Source organism: Acidovorax sp. Q11, from assembly GCF_054950075.1.
The window spans coordinates 26,996-44,715 of the sequence record NZ_JBUDZG010000011.1; the positions used below are offsets into that span (position 1 = coordinate 26,996).

A 17,720-nucleotide genomic window follows, 5' to 3' on the forward strand; every position below is an offset into this window, starting at 1 on the left:
GCGCCCTTTCAAGGATTTTTGTCATGGCTGTCATCCCCTGGCCTTTGAGCCCTTCGCCCAAATCCGCAACCTCCGCCGCGCGAGCGCCCGTGGCCGACGATGTGGCGGGTACGGCGGCAGCACTGATCCAGTCGCGCCAGACCATCCTGCCCAAGCGCCTGGGCACGCCGGGGCCCAGTGCGGCGGAGCTGGCACAGATCCTGAGCGCCGCTGCCCATGCGCCCGACCATGGCCAGCTGGTGCCCTGGCGTTTTGTGCTGGTGCCCGAGGCGTCGCGCAAACCCCTGGCCGACGTGTTTGCTCAGGCCCTGCTGGAGCGCGACCCCGCCGCTACGCCCGAGCAGGCCGAGCAGGCGCGCGAGAAGGCCTACCGCTCGCCCGTGCTGCTGCTGGCCGTGGTGGATGCCGAACGCGGCGATGCCGACATTGACCTGGCCGAGCGCACCGTCTCGGCCGGTTGTGCCGTGCAGAACATGCTGCTCATGGCCACGGCGCAGGGCTATGGCTCGGCGCTCACTAGTGGCAAGGCGCTCAAGGCCGACAGCCTGCGTGCTCTGTTCCAGCTGGCGCCGTCCGAGTTGGCCCTGTGTTTTGTCAGCATCGGCACCGTGTTGTCGCGCAAGGCCGTGCGCGCGCGGCCCGTGGCCCATGCCTATGTGAGCACGCTGGACGCCGACCGGGGTGTGGTGCCCGGCTTTTGATCTGTTTTTTTGATTGCGAGACTTTGTGATGGAAATTGCCAGCTTCGACGACCTGCTGCATGCCGCGCGCATGCAACCCGAGCCCCAGCGCCTGCTGTTTGTGTTTGCCGCCGCCGAATTGCCCGATGACGCGACCCCCGCGCAGCGCGCCCGTTTTGAAGCGGGGCAGGGGGGCGCCCTGGTGCCACTGATGTGTGTGGACAAGACGCCGCAGGAGCTGGCGTCGTTCAGCGCCCTGGTGGAAGAGGCACAGCAGTTCACAGCCCCCGGCCACGACTGGGCCATGGTGTTTGCGGCGGCGCTGCCCGGCACTTTGAACCAGGCACCCACCAGCGCCGACGCCGAGGCGCCCCTGCAGCGCATGGTGGACGCGATCAAGGGCGGCGCGCACGGCGCCTACATCCCGTTCAACCGCCAGGGCCAGCCTGTGCGCCTGGGCTGAGACGGTGTCTGCGACCCCCTCGGGCACAGCCCGCCACCTGCCCGGCTTCAGCGCACCGGCGGTGGGGTTTGAGCAACCCTTCGCCATGCTGGAGGCCTGCCACGAGCGCGTGTTGCGCACCCTGGCCCTGCTGGACCGGCTGCGTGCCCATGTGCACCAGCACGGGGCCGACGCAGACGCCCGCCAGGCAGCGCGCGATGTGCTGCGCTACTTCGACATCGCTGCGCCGCTGCACCACCAGGACGAGGAAATGCATGTGTTCCCGCTGCTGCTGGCCCAGGCCGGCCCCGAAGTGCGGGCGCTGGTGCAGCGGCTGCAGCAGGACCATGTGGCGATGACGACCGACTGGGCCGCTGCGCGTGTGCCCCTGCGGGCGCTGGCCGATGCAGCCGCTGCCGCCTTCACGCCCGAGGACGACGCGGCACTGGACCGGTTTGCCCAGCGCTACGTGGGCCATATCACGGCGGAAGAAGGTACGGCCTACCCCGCAGCGGTGGCGCTGCTGGCCCCCGCCACGCTGGTGGCCATGGGGCAGGAGATGGCAGTGCGGCGCGGTGCCTGATGCTTGTTTGCTATAGATTGGATAGCTGTTTCGATATGCTGGTCGCGCGCAAAGGCCTGTTTTTGCTTGAAATAGTCACCTGAAAAGAAGGCACCGCAACGGTTTCCTTCTGGCGATGCCTGCCATGCTGCCTGGGCAGGGCCTGGTCGCAGCGGCGCCTGGACGGTGGCGTGATACTTGGCGGTGTCATGGGTTGTGGACGCGCATGCGAACACCATCGGCCCCGTCAGGGGCTCGGCGGATCGTCGCACGGCGTCTGGCCCAACGCCTGCTTTCCACCCCCGGCCCGCCGTTCTCCGTTCTGTTTGTATGCGCTTCCCTTTTGCTGCCCGTGTTCTCGCCACACTGGCCCTGGCCTGGGCCGCCGCTGCCGCCTGCGTCGCACTCCACACCCCGCTGCCCTGGATGATCGGCCCGCTGCTGGCCACTTCGCTGGTGTCGATGGCGGGCGGGCCCACCGAAAGCTGGGGCCCGCTGCGCAACGCCGGGCAGTGGACCATCGGCGCGGCGTTGGGCCTGTACTTCACACCCGATGTGGTGGCGCTGATCGGCGGCCTGTGGTGGGCCATCGTGCTGGGCATTGTGTGGGCGCTGGTCCTGGGCTGGCTGTTTGGCGCCTGGCTGTACCGCGTGCATGCGCCGCGCATGCATGGCGTGCCCGCGCCCATGCTGCGCGCCACCAGCTACTTTGCCGGGGCTATTGGGGCGGCGTCCGAGATGACGTTGCTGTCCGAACGTGAAAACGCGCGCACCGATCTGGTGGCAGCCAGCCACAGCCTGCGCCTGCTCATCGTCACCGTGACCATTCCGTTTGCACTGCAGTGGAGCGGTTTGCACGGCCTCGACATCCTGCCGCCCACGCTGCGGGTGGTGAGCTGGCCCGGGCTCGCCTTGATGGCGCTGATGACCGGCGCGGGCGCGGTGGTGATGGACCGGCTGGGCCGCGCCAACCCCTGGTTCATGGGCGCGATGCTGGTGTCCATGGGGCTCACCATGGTGGGCCTGGGCCTGTCGGCCGTGCCGCAGGGACTGGTGAATGCCGCGCAGCTGGTGATTGGTGTGAGCCTGGGCGTGCGCTTTCGCCGGGAGTTCTTGCACACCGCGCCGCGCTGGCTGGCCACGGTGGCCGTGGGCACTCTGGGGCTGATGGGGGTGTGTGCGCTGTTCGCCGGGGCGCTGGCCTGGGCCACGGGCCTGCCCTGGGTCACGCTGCTGCTGGGCACTTCCCCCGGTGGCATCACCGAAATGGCCATCACGGCCAAGGTGCTGCAGCTGGGCGTGCCGGTGGTCACGGCGTTTCAGGTGTGCCGACTGATTGCGGTGCTGATGCTGGTGGACCCGCTGTACCGGCGGATTTATCCCAGGGACGAACACCAGGCACTAAAGGTTTGAAAAGAAGAACTGCACGACAAAACTGGCGCGCCCCAGGGCCAGGGATGCCAAGCAAGGGCCGCCCCGCAGCGAGGGCATCGTCCCCCTGCCCGCGAAGCGCAGCGTAGCGAGAGCGGGGGGAAGCCGCGCAGCGGCTCAGGGGGGTGTCTTAGTGCACCACCACCGGGTTCTGCGCCAGCCCCGCATAGCGGTCCAGCGCGTCTTCCACTTCTTCCTGTGTGGGGGTGTCGCGTTGCCAAGCCAGGATCTGCTCCTGGAACATTTCGGCCCAGGAGCCGTCCAGATACACCTCTTTGCCCGAACGCTTGTCCACAATTTCGAAGCCGTGGCGGGCGAGCTGGGGAATGGCGGGGGCGGTGTCGTTGAGTGCCTGGGCGCTCTTTTTCTCCACGGCGTCGGGCAGCATGTGGACCACCACGAAGGATTCTGAGTCGTATAGCATGTGCATCGTGTTCCCCTGATTGATTTGAAATTCAGATGACACCAGTCACGCAGAGTTCAAGCCCCGGGGGCGGCTTGCGGGGTATCCCGGCGGTGGGGTGGTGTCTTGTCGGGCCCTGAGAAGGCCCGCCGACCAGAACACCTGCCGCACCGCATCAACCCTGTTGCAACCAGTATTTCACGAAAACCGCAGTGCGCCGGGCTCGCGGGGCTTTTTTGCCCCGGTGGTGTGCGGCCGCAACACTTGGCGCGGGATCCGGTCTGGCGCGGCTCAGGGCGCGCCGCTCTCGCGCAGCAGCAGGTCGGCAAAGTCGCCATTGGCCTGGGTGAGCTTGATGCGCACCGGCAGGTAGCCCAGCGCCGGGGCCACCCACAGCTCGGCCTTCTGGTCATGGTCCTTGCGGGGCAGGCGCTGCAGCTTGAGGGCCGGGGTGGCGCCCGTGGGCAGGTCCAGCGTCTCGGGGCCTTCGATGGTGAAGGTCCAGCGGTCGGCGCTGCGGGCGCTCACGGTGGTGAGGGTGATCTGGGTGCCGGGCACAAACCGCCCCGGGTCGGCCGCCAGCAGCGCGCCGAGCTGGATGAACACGCTCAGGCGGTCCTGCACGCCGGGGCTGGCCGGGGCCTGCGGGGTGTTGGCGCTGAAGGTGATGCGGCCCTGGGCGTAGTCGAAATGCGCGGCCTGTTCGCTGCGGGACTTGTCTGAAAATTTCTCGGGCAACAGCCCTTGGGCCGTGATGGCGCCCACGCTGCGCTGCGTGCGGGTGCCCACCAGGAAGGCGCTGATCTCCTGCCGTGCCTCGTAGCGGTTGCCATCGTGTTGCCACAGCAGCTCGGCGCGGGCGTTGTAGGCGAACTTTTTGGCCTGCCCGCTCACGTCAAACGCCAGCCGCGTGGGCGGCGGCAGGCGGGCGGGGGGCGGTGTCTTCTGGGGTGCCTGATCGGTGCCTGCGCCCGGCGGGGTGATGTCCACCCCCGTGGTGGTTTCGGTCGGGGGGGCTGCGGGCGCAGCGGTAGATGCCGGGGCTTCGGGGGCGACCGCCGCTACTTCGGCGGGGGGCGCTGGTGAATCGGCGGCGGTGGTTGGCGCTGTGTCAGTGCCCACTTCGGCGCCCGTGGCCACGGCGTCGGCAGGCAGTTGCGGGGGAGCGGGCGCTGCGGTGGAGGAGGGGGCAGGCGTGGTGCGGGCCGGTGGTTTTTTTCGGGCGGCGGGTTGAGGCGCCGCTGCCGGGGCGGCCTTGGCTGCCGGTGCTGTGGCCGCTGCGGGCAGGGCGGCGGGCGGCTGTGCGGCAATGCTGCGGGTGCTGAACGCCCGCCCTGTGGGCTGCGCCGGGCTGTCCCAGCTCAGTGGCACCCCGCTCAGCACCAACCAGTGCAGGGCAAGCACCAGGGCGGTGATGGCAAGCAGCGCGCGGCGGGGCATGGGCGCGGCGGGCGGCCGGGTCAGGCGCTGCCCGCGCCCAGGTCGCGCGAGAGCTGGCCGGCCGCAGCGCGCAGCGGCGCGTCGATGGCGCCGCCCCACTCGGGGTCGAAGGTGGCGATGGAGCCCAGCGTGGTAATACCCAGCTCCAGGTGGCCGTCCGAGTCGAACACGGGCGCGCAGAAGGCCACGATGCCGGGCAGCAAGGTATCGACCACCCGCGCGGCGCCGCGTTCGCGCACCTCGGCCAGCAGGGTTTTCACCTCGGCCATGGTGGCGGGCAGGTCGGTGCGGCGCATCTTCACGGCGCGGGCCAGTTCCTCTTTCAGCAGCGGCGCCACCACTTCGGGCGACATGAAGGCCGCAAAACACCGCCCCGTGGCCGACGACAGCAGCGGCATCACGTCGCCCAGGCGCAGGTTAGCAGTCACGGCCTGGGGCGATTCCTCCCAGTGCACGATGGTCGGGCCGTGGTTGCCCCACACGGCCAGCGCCAAGGTGTGGCCGATGCTTTCCATGAGCTCGGGCATGCGCTCGCGCGCCAGGCGCACGGCATCGAGCCGGGCCAGCGAGGCCAGCCCCAGCTTGAGGGCGGCGGGGCCCAGGTCGTAGCGCGCGTTGCGCGGGTCCTGCGTGACCAGGCCCAGGCGCTGAAAGCTCACCAGATACCGGTGCGCCTTGGCCGCGCTCATGCCGGCCGAGGCCGCCACATCCTTGAGCATCAGCGGTCCGCGCGAGCGTGTCAGCCCCTCCAGCAGGGCAAAACCCACCTCGACCGATTGAATTCCTGCACGTTCTTTGTCCATGTGCACTAAAATTTGCGAGTTTTGTTTAGTTAAATCAATTTACCCAAGCGTAATTTTCGCTAGCGGTGCCCATCAACCCTTCTGAGACAAAGGTCCTGCCACCATGAAACTCGCTACCTACAAAGACGGCTCGCGCGACGGCCAACTGGTTGTCGTCTCCCGCGACCTGGGCACAGCCCATTATGCGACCGGCATCGCCAGCAAGCTCCAGCAGGCGCTGGACGACTGGGGCTTCATCTCGCCCCAGCTGCAGGACCTGTACGACCAGCTCAACAGTGGCCGGGCGCGCCACGCGTTCCCGTTCGACCCCGCCCAGTGCATGGCCCCGCTGCCTCGCGCCTACCAGTGGGCCGACGGCTCGGCCTACATCAACCACGTCGAACTGGTCCGAAAAGCGCGCAACTCCGAAGTGCCGGAGAGCTTCTACACCGACCCGCTGATGTACCAGGGCGGCAGCGACGACTTCATTGGCCCCTGCGACGACGTGGTGGTGCCCAGTGAGGCCATGGGCATCGACTTCGAGGCCGAGATCGCCGTCATCACCGGCGACGTAAAGATGGGCACGAACGCCGACCAGGCGCTGGACGGCATCCGCCTGGTGATGATTGCCAACGACGTGAGCCTGCGCAACCTGATCCCGGCCGAGCTGGCCAAGGGCTTTGGCTTTTTCCAGTCCAAGCCCGCCACTGCCTTCGGCCCCGTGGCCGTTACGCTGGACGAGCTGGGCGATGCCTGGGACCATGGCCGCGTGAACCTCACCGTGCAGTCCACCTGGAACGGCCGCAAGGTCGGCATGTGCGACGCCGGCCCCGAAATGACTTTCCACTTCGGCCAGCTGATTGCCCACGTGGCCAAGACGCGCAACCTGCGCGCGGGCTCCATCATCGGCAGCGGCACCGTGAGCAACAAGGGCGTGACCGATGCCAACGGCCGCACCGAATGGCCCAAGGGCTACAGCTGCATCGCCGAAAAGCGCTGCATCGAAACCATCCAGGACGGCAGGCCCAGCACCGAATTCATGAAGTTCGGCGACACCATCCGCATCGAGGTCAAGGGCAAGGACGGCGCCAGCATCTTTGGTGCCATCGACCAGGCGATTGCAGCCCCCTGAGCCGCTTTCGGCGTCTTCCCCCTCAGGGGGACGCCACCCGTGGCCTGGCTGAGCCAGTTCCACGGTGGCACTGGCCTTGGCGTGCGCCGGTTTCAAACGCCGTGCGCACAGCCAAAAATATAAGAAAAGATAGTGCTTCCGCCTGATAGGAAAGCGCTTGTAGCTATCAAATTAATAGTATCAACAAGGAGACAGCCCCATGCAACGCCGCACCCTCTTGTCCGCCCTGGCCGCCGCAGGCGCCACCACCGCCGCGCCTTGGGCAGCGGCCCAGTCTGCCAACTGGCCCGATCAGCCCCTGCGCTGGGTCGTGCCCTACCCGGCCGGCGGCGGCACCGACGTGCTGGCGCGCACTGTGGCCGAAGCCATGCGCCAGACGCTTGGCCAGCAGATCGTTGTGGACAACCGCCCCGGCGCCTCCACCAACATCGGCGGCCAGGCCGTGGCCACGGCCAAGCCCGACGGCTACACCTTCATGTCGGCCGACAACGCCATCCTGGCCTACAACGAACACCTGTTCACCAAGCTGCCGTTCAGCCCCGAGAAGGACTTCAGCTACGTGGGCGGCATCAGCCGCTTCCCGCTGGCGCTGGTGGTGCACCCGTCGTTTGAAGCCAAGACGGTGAAGGAATTTCTGGACTACGTGCGTGCCAACCCCGGCAAGCTCAACTACGCATCGCCCGGCAACGGCTCGCCGCACCACCTGGCGATGGAGATGTTCAAGCACCGCACCAAGAGCTTCATCACCCACATCCCCTATCGCGGCGCCGCACCCGCGCTGCAGGATGTGATGGGCGGCCAGGTGCCCTGCATGTTCCTGGACCTCGCCGCTGGCCTGCCCGTGATCACCTCGGGCAAGGTGCGCGCGCTGGCCATCGGCTCGGCCAAGCGCGTGGCCGCACTGCCGGACGTGCCCACCCTGGCCGAAGCCGGTGTGCCCAACACCGAAGTGTTCGCTTTCCAGGGCATTCTGGCGCCCGCCGGTTTGCCTGCCGCTATCACCACGCGCCTGAATGCCGAGCTGAACAAGGCCTTGCTGAACCCCGCCGTGGTCAAGCGCATGAACGACTTCGGCATGGAAGCCCTGCCCGGCACGCCCGAGCAGTTCCGCACCATGGCGCGGGCCGAGTCCAAGCGCTGGGGCGAGATCATCAAGGCGGCGGGGGTGAAGCTGGATTGACCCCCTGAGCGGCTGCGCCGCTCGGTGGCATGCGCCAGAGGTGCTGCCTCTTTGGCCTGTCCAAGCCTGCGCAGTCAGGCTTGGAGCCGCAGGCCTCAGCCCCGAGGGGATGCACCCGGTGGCCTGGCAAAGCCAGTTCCACGGGGGCACTCGCTGGCGGCGTGCCCTGGCGTGCAGTGCTGCTTCGCCTACGCAGGCTGGTGGCACACGGCCTCGATGTTGTTCCCTTCCGGGTCGATCACGAAAGCGCCGTAGTAGTACGCGTGGTAGTCGGGCCGGAGGCCCGGGGCGCCGTTGTCCTTGCCGCCCGCCGCAAGGGCGGCGGCATAAAAAGCATCTACCTGCGCCCGGTTCTGGGCGCGCCAGGCCAGGTGGCAGCCCGTGGTGGCGGGAGGGCCACCGTAGGGCGAGGGGCCGTCGATGAACCACACGTCGGCCTTCTTTCCATCAGGTTCGGCCGGGTCCGGGTAGGCAAAGCCCAGCATGTTCGAGCCGTAGTTGCCTTCAAAACACAGGCTGTAGCCCAGCGGCGCGAGGGCTGCGGTGTAGAACGCCTTGGCGCGGGCGATGTCGGTGACGCGGAAAGTCATGTGGTCCAGCATGGGAGGGGCTCCTGGGGTGGTTGTGTCCGGTTTTATACTTGAAATGCTGATATTAAACACAGTATATTTCAACCGGATACAGAATCCCTCGCGCCTTCTGAGCGGTTCCGCCCCGACGGCCCCGGCGCCCTTCAGTTCCACCCCTCCAGCACCAGCTTGCCCCGCGCCTTGCCGCTCTCGATGAGCGCATGGGCGCGTTTCAGATTCGCCGCGTTAATGCTGCCCAACCGCTGGTCCAGCGTGGTGCGGATCAGCCCCGCATCCACCAGCTGCGCCACCTCGGACAGCAGCCGGTGCTGGCCGATCATGTCGTCCGTGCCAAACAGCGCACGCGTGAACATCAGCTCCCAGTGCACCGACACCGACTTGCGCTTGAACTTCGTCACGTCGAGCGACACCGGGTCATCGATCAGCGCGAACTGGCCCTGCGGCGCGATGGCCTCGACGATCTGGTCGAAGTGCGCGTCGGTCTGCGTGAGGCTCACGACGATGTCCACCGTGGGGTGGCCGATGCGCGCCAGCTCCTGCGTGAGCGGCTGGCTGTGGTCGATGACGTGGTGGGCGCCCAGGTCGCGCACCCACTGCTGCGTTTCGGGGCGCGATGCGGTGCCGATGATCGTGAGGCTGGTGAGCCGCGCCGCCAGCTGCGTGAGGATGGAGCCCACGCCGCCGCTCGCGCCAATGATGAGCAGGGTCTTGTTGGTGGGCTGCTTGCCAGGGGCCACACCCAGACGGTCAAACAGCAGTTCCCACGCAGTGATGGTGGTCAGCGGCAGTGCGGCGGCTTCCGCAAAGTCCAGCGACTTCGGCGCGTGGCCCACGATGCGCTCGTCCACCAGGTGCAGCTCGCTGTTGGTGCCGGGGCGCGCGATGGAGCCTGCATACCAGACGCGGTCGCCGGGCTGGAACAGCGTCACCTCCGGGCCCACAGCGCGCACGATGCCGCTGGCGTCCCAGCCCAGCACCTTGTAGTCGGGGCCGTCACCGCTGCGCGAGCTGCTTTTGCGCACCTTGGTGTCCACGGGGTTCACCGAGACGGCATGCACCTCCACCAGCAGATCGTGGCCGGTGGCCACGGGGTCGGCTTGGATGATGTCGAGCAGCGACTCGGGGTGGTCGATGGGATGGGCTGTTTGGTAGCCGATGGCTTTCATGGCGGGTCCTTGTGTGTCGGTGAATTGGTGATCGGGAAAAAGTGCGATGGCGGAGGTGCTACGCCAGAGCAGCGGTTGCCGCATCCTCAGCGGCTGCGTGGGCAGGGGCGTAGTCGCTGTAGCCCTGCTCGGCGCCTCCGAACAAGGTCGCAGGGTCAAATGCGGCCAGCGGCAGCCCGGCGGCGTAACGCGCCGGCAGGTCGGGGTTGGCAATGAAGGGGCGGCCAAACGCCACGAGGTCTGCCATGCCGGATGACAGGATCTGCTGCGCGCGCTCGGGCGTGTATTTGCCCGCCACGATCACGCGGCCGCTGTAGGCATTGCGCAAGGCTTGGCGGAAGTCCTCGGGGATGCTGGGGGCATCGTCCCAGTCGGCCTCAGCCAGGTGGATGTAGGCCAGGCCCAGCGTGTCCAGCTGGCGCGCAAGGTGCAGCATGGTCGGAATGATCTCGGGGCAGTTCATGTTGCGCTGGGTGATGAACGGGGCCAGGCGCATGCCGGTGCGCTCGGCGCCCGCCTCGCTGGCCACGGCGGCGGCCACTTCGCGGGCGAAGCGGGTGCGGTTGTCCATGGTGCCGCCGTAGGCATCTGTGCGGTGGTTGGACGTGGTGCGCAGGAACTGGTCGATGAGGTAACCGTTGGCCCCGTGGATTTCCACCCCGTCAAAGCCTGCCCGCATGGCGTTGGCAGCGGCGCGCCGAAAGTCGTCGATCACACCCGCGATCTCCGCGGTGCCCAGCGCCCTCGGCACCGGGCAATCGACCATGCGGCCCACGCCGTCGTCGCCCACCACCCACACTTTGGCCTCGGGCGACAAGGCGGACGGCGCCACGGGCAGGCCGTCGCCGTGGAAGCTGGGGTGCGACATGCGGCCCACGTGCCACAACTGCAGCACCATGCGGCCGCCAGCGGCGTGTACGGAGTCGGTCACCTGGCGCCAGCCTTGCACCTGGGCTTCGGTATAGATGCCTGGCGTAAAGCTGTAGCCCTGGCCCTGGCGCGAAACCTGGCTGGCCTCGCTCACGATGAGCCCGGCGCTGGCCCGCTGGGCATAGTAGGTGGCCATCATCGCGTTGGGCACGTCACCGGGCTGGGTGCTGCGAGCGCGGGTCATGGGGGCCATCACCATGCGGTTGGACAAGGTGAGGGGGCCAAGCGCCAAAGGGGCAAAAAGAGGAGATGTGGCAGTGCGGGTCATGGTCGAAGCGTGTGGAGTGGGCTGGACAGGCTTGTATGGTCGTTTTGTCTTGTTTGTTTTTAAATGGGCTGAAGATTGAATGAATATTCAGAGAAAATTTGAAAATTGCCAGCTCAACGCCACGCCCAAGACATGAAAAGCCTGCAAGACCTGGACATCTTTGTGCGCACTGTGGACAGCGGTAGCCTGTCGGCCACGGCCCGGGCGCTGGACCTGACCCCGGCAGCGGCCAGCGCGGCGCTCAAGCGGCTGGAGGCCGAGCTGGGCGTGCTGCTGTTTGTGCGCTCCACGCGCAGCCTGCGGCTCACGCCCGAGGGCACGTTGTTTCTGGAGCACTGCCGCCCCGCGCTGGCCGCGCTGCAGCAGGTGCAGGGGCAACTGGCCAGCGGCCGGGCGGGTGCGCTGAGCGGCACGCTGCAGCTGGCTGCGCCGTCGGACCTGGGGCGCAATGTGCTGCTGCCCTGGCTGGATGCGTTCCAGACCCAGCACCCCGGCATCACCGTGCGTTTGCAACTGTCGGACCGCATGGCGAATGTGTACAGCGAGCCGGTGGACGCCGCCTTTCGCTATGGCAAGCCCCAGGATTCGGGCCTGGTGGCGCTGCCGCTGGCGGCCGAGCACCGGCGCGTGCTGTGTGCGGCCCCGGCCTACCTGGCGGCCCACGGCGCGCCCCCCACCCCACATGCGCTGGTGGACCATGACTGCCTGTGCTTCATGCTGGGCGAGGATGTGCACGACCGCTGGCGGTTCTGGGATGCGGCGGGCCAGGAGGCGCAGGTGCGCGTGCGCAGCCACAACGTGGCCAATGACGGCGATGCCGTGCGCCGCTGGGCCGTGCTGGGGCGCGGCATTGCCTGCAAGTCGTACTTTGACGTGGCGCACGACCTGGCCGCCGGCCGTCTGGTGCCACTGTGCACCGACTGGACCACCGAGGCGGTCCCGCTGTTTCTGGTGGCCCCCAGCCGCAGGCAGCTCACGCCGCTGGTGCGTGCGCTGCGTGACTTCATGGCCACGCGGCTGCAGGCGCTGCTGCAGCAGCAAGAGGTCGCCTCCTGATCTTTGCGTTTCGCGAGCGAGGGAGGAGAGGGCGGGGGGGGCGTGCCGTCGGCCGCCAATCGGTGGTCCGGATTCAGCGAGCGCCTGGGGCGGGGCGGTTTTACGCTCCGGTCGGAGTGGGGCGCCAAGCCATCGCTCGCCCGGCTGGTGGCGCATCTGGCGCCCGGCATTTCTCCCCAAGACCCAAAGGCATTTTCATGAATATCGTTCTTTTGCACGGCAGCTGGCACGGCGCCTAGTGCTGGCACAAAGTGGTCCCGCTTCTGCAGGCCCGGGGGCACCAGGTGCATGTGCCCAACCTGCCCGCCCATGGCCGCCACTGGCGGGTGGCGCGGGGGCGCACCACGCTCTCGGCCATGGCGGCGCATGTGTGCCGGGTGCTCGATGCGCTGGATGGCCCGGCGCTCATCGTGGCGCACAGCCGGGGCGGCATTGTGGCGTCCACAGTGGCCGAGTTGCGGCACCACAAGCTGGTGGGCGTGACCTATCTGGCCGCCTACATGCTGCGCCATGGCGAGCGGGTGACGGACTTCTTCCGCCAGGACAAGGCCTCGCTGGTGGCACGCCACATCCATGTCAGCCGCAGCACCTTGACCGACCACCTGGCGCCCGAGGCCTACCGCCCCGCGCTGTACGCCGATTGCTCGGACGCCGACGTGGCGCTGGCCCAGGCGCTGCTCACGCCCGAGCCCTCGCTGCCCGCACTCACCCGGCTTGCGCTGACGGCGCCGCGTTACGGCAGCGTGCCCCGACACTACATCGAGCTGACGCAGGACCGGGCCGTGACCATCGAGCTGCAGCGCAAGATGATCGCGGCCTCGCCCTGCGCCACGGTGTCGTCCATCGAGGCGAGCCACTCTGCGTATTTCTCGCAACCCCAGCGGCTGGCGGACACCGTGCACCAGATTGCCGGTTTTCGCTGACGGGCCCGGGATGAGCGCGGCGGCCGCAGGGCTATCGCCCACGCGACGCCGCCGGGGCGCGGGTGCGTCGCACAATGCGACCCCCAACGGCGCATGCGCCGGCCTCGCCCAGAAAGACCCCCATGCTGAACTTCGACTTCCACAACCCCACCCACATCGCCTTCGGCCAGGGCCGCATTGCCGACCTGGCCAAGCTCGTGCCCGCTGCCGCCAAGGTGCTGATCCTGGTGGGCGGCGCCAGTGCCGAGAAGACCGGCACGCTGGCCGAGGTGCGCGCCGCGCTGGGCGAGCGCCCGCACGCCACCTTCAGCGGCATCGAGCCCAACCCGAGCTATGAGACCTCCATGAAGGCCGTGGCGCAGATCCGCGAAGGCGAGTTTGACTTTCTGCTGGCCGTGGGCGGCGGCTCGGTGATCGATGCCGTCAAATTCATTGCCGCAGCGGTGCGCTTCGAGGGCGATGACCCCTGGGCGATCCTCGAAAAACATGGCCGCAACGTGAAGGGCGCCCTGCCGTTTGGCGCCGTGCTCACGCTGCCCGCCACGGGCTCAGAGATGAACAATGGCGGCGTCATCACCCACCGCGCGAAGGGCGCCAAGCTGGCGTTTGGCAGCAATCACACCTACCCGGTGTTTTCGGTGCTCGACCCCACCAAGACCTACACCCTGCCACCCCAGCAGCTGGCCAACGGTGTGGTCGATGCGTTTGTGCACACGGTGGAACAGTACCTCACCTACCCGGTCAACGCACCCGTGCAGGACCGCTTTGCCGAAGGCATCCTGCAGACGCTGATCGAGATCGGCCCGCGCCTGCTGACTGCCCCCGAGCCTGTGTACGACGACCGTGCCAACCTCATGTGGGCCGCCACCATGGCGCTCAACGGCCTGATCGGCGCGGGCGTGCCGCAGGACTGGGCCACCCACATGATCGGCCACGAGCTGACTGCTCTGCACGGCATCGACCATGCGCGCACGCTGGCCATCGTGCTGCCCGCGCTGCTGCACGAGCGGCGTGGCGCCAAACGCGCCAAGCTGCTGCAGTACGGCGAGCGCGTGTGGGGCATCACCACCGGCATGGATGACGAGCGCATCACCGCCGCCATTGAGCGCACGCGCGACTTCTTTGAAAGCATGGGCATCGCCACCCGCCTGTCGGGCTACGGCCTGGGCGCCGACACCGTGGGCGCCGTGGTGGCGCAGCTCGAAGCGCATGGCATGGTGACCCTGGGCGAGCAGCGCGAGATCACGCCCGCCGTGAGCCGCCGCATCCTCGAAACCGCGCTGTAATCCGTCGGGCAGGGAGGCCGGGTAGACGCTCGCGCCTTCCGTTCTACATTTCGCGCCGCGCAGCGGCGTTTCGTCGCACGGCGCTGGAGCCCGCTGCGGGAGCTGCCTACAGTGCCGTCAAGCCGCCACCCCGGGCGGCCATTGACGAAAGGCGCACCGTGATCCTCATCCTCTTCCTGGCCCTCCGCACCACATGGCGGGTTGTCCGTGCCCCGCTGCTGGCTGCTTTTGTAGCGATGCTGGCCTGGGCCACCCCGGCATCAGCGCAGTATGCCGGGCTGCGCACCCTGGTGGTCCCGGGTGCCGAGCCCGTGACCGTGGCCTTGTACTACCCCACCCCCGCCGTGGCGCGCACCCTGCCCATGGGCCCGTGGCGGCCGGTGGTCACGCCGGGCGCGCCGCTGGCCGCCGCGCCGCTCAAGGGCCTGATCCTCATCTCGCACGGTACGGGCGGCCATGAGCTGGGCCACCACAACCTGGCCACGCGCCTGGCGGCCGATGGCTACCTGGTGGCCGCGCCGCGCCACCCGGGCGACAACTGGGAAGACCGGTCGATGATCACCTCGGGCCGCTACTTCAGCGAACGCCCGCGCCAGCTGAGCCGTGTGCTGGACGCGTTGCTGGCCCACCCCGAATGGGGCCCCCGCATTCCCGCCGCGCGCATCGGCGCCGTGGGGCACTCGGCAGGCGGCTACACCGTGCTGGCACTGGCCGGAGCACAGGCCGAGCCCACCCGCGCCGCCCAGCATTGCCGCAGCGTGGCGGACGATCCGGGCTTTTGCAGCCTGGGCAAGCTTTCCTCGGCCCAGGGTGCCAGCAGTCCCGTGACACCGGCAGCTTCTGCGGTCGGCGCGCAGGATGGCCCGCTGGTCTCGGTGGCCGACCCCCGCATCCGCGCCGTGGTGGCCCTCGCGCCCATGGCCGTGGTTTTGACGCCCCAGAGCCTGGCCGCCATCACCGTGCCGGTGAAGGTGCTCATGGCCGAGCGCGACGTGGTGCTGCAGGGCAAGTACCACGGCCAGCATGTGGCGGCCCACCTGCCCGGGGTGGACGCGAGCACCGTGCCGGGTGCCGGGCACTTTGCCTTCATGGCCCAATCCGCCTGGCCCCTGCCATCGGACGCAGGCGACGCAGCCGCCAACCCCGAGGGCTTCGACCGGGTGGCCTACCACGCCACACTGGAGAACCAGGTGGCGGAGTTTCTGGGGCGGCAGTGGCGGTGAGTGCGGCGGATTTTGAGAAAAAACGGCCGCCTGCGCGCAATGGATATGCCTTTTGTGCTATTCAAATAATAGCGGTTTGAGGGCTGCTGCAGCCGCTCAGGCGGGGAGCTCCACCTCGGCGGGGCTGGCCTCCACCTGCACCAGGCAGTCATAAAACGTGGGCGCGCGCCCCAGGTCCGTCAGCGCCTGGCTGGTGACCTCGTTCACGTTGGTGCCATCGAGCCCCATCTTGCGCCACCAGATGCCCAGGCCGTTGACCACGCCGGGCCGGGCGCGGCGCGACACCGTGGCGTGGCACAGGTAGCTGCCCCGGTCGTTGAACACGCGCACCACTGCATCGTTGGCGATGCCGCGCGCCTCGGCATCGTCGGGGTGGATCTCCAGCACCGGGCGGCCTTCGATGTTGCGCAGGCTCTGCACGTTCACGAAGGTGGAGTTCAGGAAGTTGCGCGCCGGCGGCGAGATCATGGCCAGCGGGTAGCGGGCGTCCGTGCCCTGCAGTTCGTAGTTGGGCAGGTGGTCGGGCAGGCCGTCCAGGCCCTGTGCGGCCAGGCGGGCGCTGTAGAACTCGCATTTGCCAGACGGCGTGGGGAAGTGCCCCTCGGCAAACGGGGCATCGGGGATGGCCAGCGTGGCAAAGCCCTGGTTTTCGAGCAAGGCGTAGTCCACGGCATCGCCAAAGGCCTGGCGGCACAGTGCCTCGTCGCTGTCGACAAAACACGGCTCGTTGAAGCCCATGCGCGCAGCCAGGTCGCGGAAGATCTGGGCGTTGCTGCGGGCTTCGCCCTGCGGGGCGATGGCGGGCCGGTTGAGCAGCACATCGGTGTGGCCGTAGCTCAGATGCACGTCCCAGTGTTCGAGCTGCGTGGTAGCGGGCAGGATGTAGTCCGCGTAGTCGGCCGTGTCGGTGCGGAAGTGCTCCAGCACCACGGTGAACAGGTCCTCGCGCGCGAAGCCCTGCACCACCTTGCCCGACTCCGGCGCAACGGCCACGGGGTTGCTGTTGTAGACCACGATGGCCTCCACCTTCGGGCCAAACGCGGGCGAGGCCTCGCGCAGCAGGTCGTCGCCGATGGTGGACATGTTGATGGTGCGCGGTGCCTTCGCGGGCATCAGTTCGGGCATCTGCAGCACGCCGCGCTGCGCTGGAAACTGGCCCGAGCTGGACAGCAGCACGCCGCCCGCGCGGTGGCGCCAGGCGCCTGTGAGCGCAGGCAGGCAGGCCACGGCGCGCACTGCATTGCCGCCGCCACGCACGCGCTGCATGCCGTAGTTCAGGCGGATGGCGGCGGGCTTCGTCGTGCCGTAGTCCTTGGCCAGCTGGCGGATCTGTTCCTCCGGAATGCCGCACACCTCGGCCGCGCGTTCGGGCGGCCACTGCAGTGCGCGCTCGCGCAATGGCTCCCAGCCCAGCGTGTGGCGCTCGATATAGTCGTGGTCCAGCCAGTCGTTCACGATCAACTCGTGCATCAGCGCCAGGGCCAGCGCGGCGTCGGTGCCGGGGCGCAGCTGGATGTGCTCGTGGCACTTGTCGGCCGTCTCGCTCTTGCGCGGGTCGATGCACACCAGCTTGGCGCCGCTCCTCTTGGCCTGCTGCGCATAGCGCCAGAAATGCAGGTTGCTGCCGATGGAGTTGCTGCCCCAGATGAGGATGAGCTGCGATTCGGCGAAGAACTCCACCTTCATGCCCACCTTGCCGCCCAGCGTCTGGATCAGCGCCTCGGCCCCGGCCGATGCGCAGATGGTGCGGTCGAGCTGCGAAGCGCCGAGCTTGTGGAAGAAGCGCCGGTCCATGCTCTCGCCCTGCACCATGCCCATGGTGCCCGCGTAGCTGTAGGGCAGGACGGCCTCGGGCGCGCGGGCGGCGATGGACTGCAGGCGCAGGGCGATGTCGCTCAAGGCTTCGTCCCAGCTGACGGGGGTGAACTGGCCGCTGCCCTTGGGGCCGCTGCGCTTGAGCGGGGTGAGCACACGCTCGGGGTGGTAAGTGCGCTCGGTGTACTTGCTCACCTTGGCGCACAGTGCGCCATCGGTGTGGCGGTGCTCGGGGTTGCCCTGCACGCGGGTGGCCACGCCATGTTCGTCCACCGTGGTCAGCAGCGCGCAGGTGTCGGGGCAGTCGTGCGGGCAGGCGCCGCGCACCTGAATCGGTGTGGTTTGAATGGGATTGGCGGCGGAGGGCGTGGACATATGCGGGCTGATCGTTAAACTGCCATCGGGGTTGGA

The 17,720-nt window shown here is 68.3% G+C and carries 17 protein-coding genes; 10 read left to right on the top strand and 7 right to left on the bottom strand.

Going from position 1 to position 17,720, the window contains the following annotated elements:
• The first annotated feature begins 23 nt into the window (after positions 1-23).
• The 4 genes from ACYZGB_RS11105 to ACYZGB_RS11120 all read left to right on the top strand — a co-directional run bounded on the left by ACYZGB_RS11105 (position 24) and on the right by ACYZGB_RS11120 (position 3,097).
• Entirely contained in the window at positions 24-701 is a 678-nt protein-coding gene (locus ACYZGB_RS11105; RefSeq protein WP_462388274.1) for a nitroreductase family protein, read from the top strand.
• Positions 702-729: 28 nt separating this feature from the next.
• Positions 730-1,143 (top strand): ribonucleotide reductase subunit alpha, encoded by a 414-nt coding sequence (locus tag ACYZGB_RS11110; protein WP_462388275.1) that lies wholly within the window; start codon positions 730-732, stop codon positions 1,141-1,143.
• An 85-nt stretch (positions 1,144-1,228) separates the two neighbouring features.
• Positions 1,229-1,705 carry a hemerythrin domain-containing protein gene (locus tag ACYZGB_RS11115; RefSeq protein ID WP_462388394.1) on the top strand — a complete coding sequence of 159 codons (477 nt, stop codon included), beginning with the start codon at positions 1,229-1,231 and terminating at the stop codon, positions 1,703-1,705.
• A 309-nt stretch (positions 1,706-2,014) separates the two neighbouring features.
• A complete protein-coding gene (locus ACYZGB_RS11120; RefSeq protein WP_462388276.1) occupies positions 2,015-3,097 on the top strand; it encodes an AbrB family transcriptional regulator in 1,083 nt (360 codons plus the stop codon).
• A 148-nt stretch (positions 3,098-3,245) separates the two neighbouring features.
• Here the strand turns inward: ACYZGB_RS11120 and ACYZGB_RS11125 are convergent, their stop codons facing one another.
• The 3 genes from ACYZGB_RS11125 to ACYZGB_RS11135 form a co-directional block, all read right to left on the bottom strand.
• Positions 3,246-3,545: a BTH_I0359 family protein gene (locus ACYZGB_RS11125; protein WP_063459254.1), complete on the bottom strand. Its 300-nt coding sequence runs from the start codon at positions 3,543-3,545 to the stop codon at positions 3,246-3,248.
• Positions 3,546-3,809: 264 nt separating this feature from the next.
• Positions 3,810-4,958 carry a DUF3108 domain-containing protein gene (locus ACYZGB_RS11130; protein ID WP_462388277.1) on the bottom strand — a complete coding sequence of 383 codons (1,149 nt, stop codon included), beginning with the start codon at positions 4,956-4,958 and terminating at the stop codon, positions 3,810-3,812.
• Positions 4,959-4,978: 20 nt separating this feature from the next.
• Positions 4,979-5,761, bottom strand: coding sequence for an IclR family transcriptional regulator (locus ACYZGB_RS11135; RefSeq protein WP_462388278.1), 783 nt, complete (start codon positions 5,759-5,761; stop codon positions 4,979-4,981).
• Between the two features lie 103 nt (positions 5,762-5,864).
• Between ACYZGB_RS11135 and ACYZGB_RS11140 the strand changes: the two genes are divergently transcribed.
• On the top strand, positions 5,865-6,872 hold the full coding sequence (locus ACYZGB_RS11140; RefSeq protein WP_462388279.1) for a fumarylacetoacetate hydrolase family protein: 1,008 nt from the start codon (positions 5,865-5,867) through the stop codon (positions 6,870-6,872).
• Between the two features lie 199 nt (positions 6,873-7,071).
• Positions 7,072-8,052, top strand: a complete 981-nt coding sequence (locus tag ACYZGB_RS11145) for a Bug family tripartite tricarboxylate transporter substrate binding protein (RefSeq protein WP_462388280.1) — start codon at positions 7,072-7,074, stop codon at positions 8,050-8,052.
• 188 nt (positions 8,053-8,240) lie between these two features.
• Here the strand turns inward: ACYZGB_RS11145 and ACYZGB_RS11150 are convergent, their stop codons facing one another.
• The 3 genes from ACYZGB_RS11150 to ACYZGB_RS11160 form a co-directional block, all read right to left on the bottom strand.
• Positions 8,241-8,654: a VOC family protein gene (locus ACYZGB_RS11150; RefSeq protein ID WP_462388281.1), complete on the bottom strand. Its 414-nt coding sequence runs from the start codon at positions 8,652-8,654 to the stop codon at positions 8,241-8,243.
• A gap of 131 nt (positions 8,655-8,785) precedes the next feature.
• Positions 8,786-9,808 (bottom strand): zinc-binding alcohol dehydrogenase family protein, encoded by a 1,023-nt coding sequence (locus ACYZGB_RS11155; RefSeq protein ID WP_462388282.1) that lies wholly within the window; start codon positions 9,806-9,808, stop codon positions 8,786-8,788.
• Between the two features lie 58 nt (positions 9,809-9,866).
• A complete protein-coding gene (locus ACYZGB_RS11160) occupies positions 9,867-11,006 on the bottom strand; it encodes an alkene reductase (RefSeq protein WP_462388283.1) in 1,140 nt (379 codons plus the stop codon).
• 132 nt (positions 11,007-11,138) lie between these two features.
• Between ACYZGB_RS11160 and ACYZGB_RS11165 the strand changes: the two genes are divergently transcribed.
• The 4 genes from ACYZGB_RS11165 (at position 11,139) to ACYZGB_RS11180 (ending at position 15,494) form a co-directional block, all read left to right on the top strand.
• The gene (locus ACYZGB_RS11165; RefSeq protein WP_462388284.1) at positions 11,139-12,062 is read left to right on the top strand and encodes a LysR family transcriptional regulator; all 924 of its coding nucleotides are present in this window, start codon (positions 11,139-11,141) and stop codon (positions 12,060-12,062) included.
• 251 nt (positions 12,063-12,313) lie between these two features.
• Positions 12,314-12,985, top strand: coding sequence for an alpha/beta fold hydrolase (locus ACYZGB_RS11170; protein WP_462388285.1), 672 nt, complete (start codon positions 12,314-12,316; stop codon positions 12,983-12,985).
• A 122-nt stretch (positions 12,986-13,107) separates the two neighbouring features.
• Positions 13,108-14,271 (top strand): iron-containing alcohol dehydrogenase, encoded by a 1,164-nt coding sequence (locus ACYZGB_RS11175; RefSeq protein ID WP_462388286.1) that lies wholly within the window; start codon positions 13,108-13,110, stop codon positions 14,269-14,271.
• A 158-nt stretch (positions 14,272-14,429) separates the two neighbouring features.
• Positions 14,430-15,494 (top strand): alpha/beta hydrolase family protein, encoded by a 1,065-nt coding sequence (locus tag ACYZGB_RS11180; RefSeq protein ID WP_462388287.1) that lies wholly within the window; start codon positions 14,430-14,432, stop codon positions 15,492-15,494.
• Positions 15,495-15,590: 96 nt separating this feature from the next.
• Here the strand turns inward: ACYZGB_RS11180 and ACYZGB_RS11185 are convergent, their stop codons facing one another.
• The gene (locus ACYZGB_RS11185) at positions 15,591-17,684 is read right to left on the bottom strand and encodes a molybdopterin-containing oxidoreductase family protein (RefSeq protein ID WP_462388288.1); all 2,094 of its coding nucleotides are present in this window, start codon (positions 17,682-17,684) and stop codon (positions 15,591-15,593) included.
• Between the last annotated feature and the right edge of the window lie 36 nt (positions 17,685-17,720).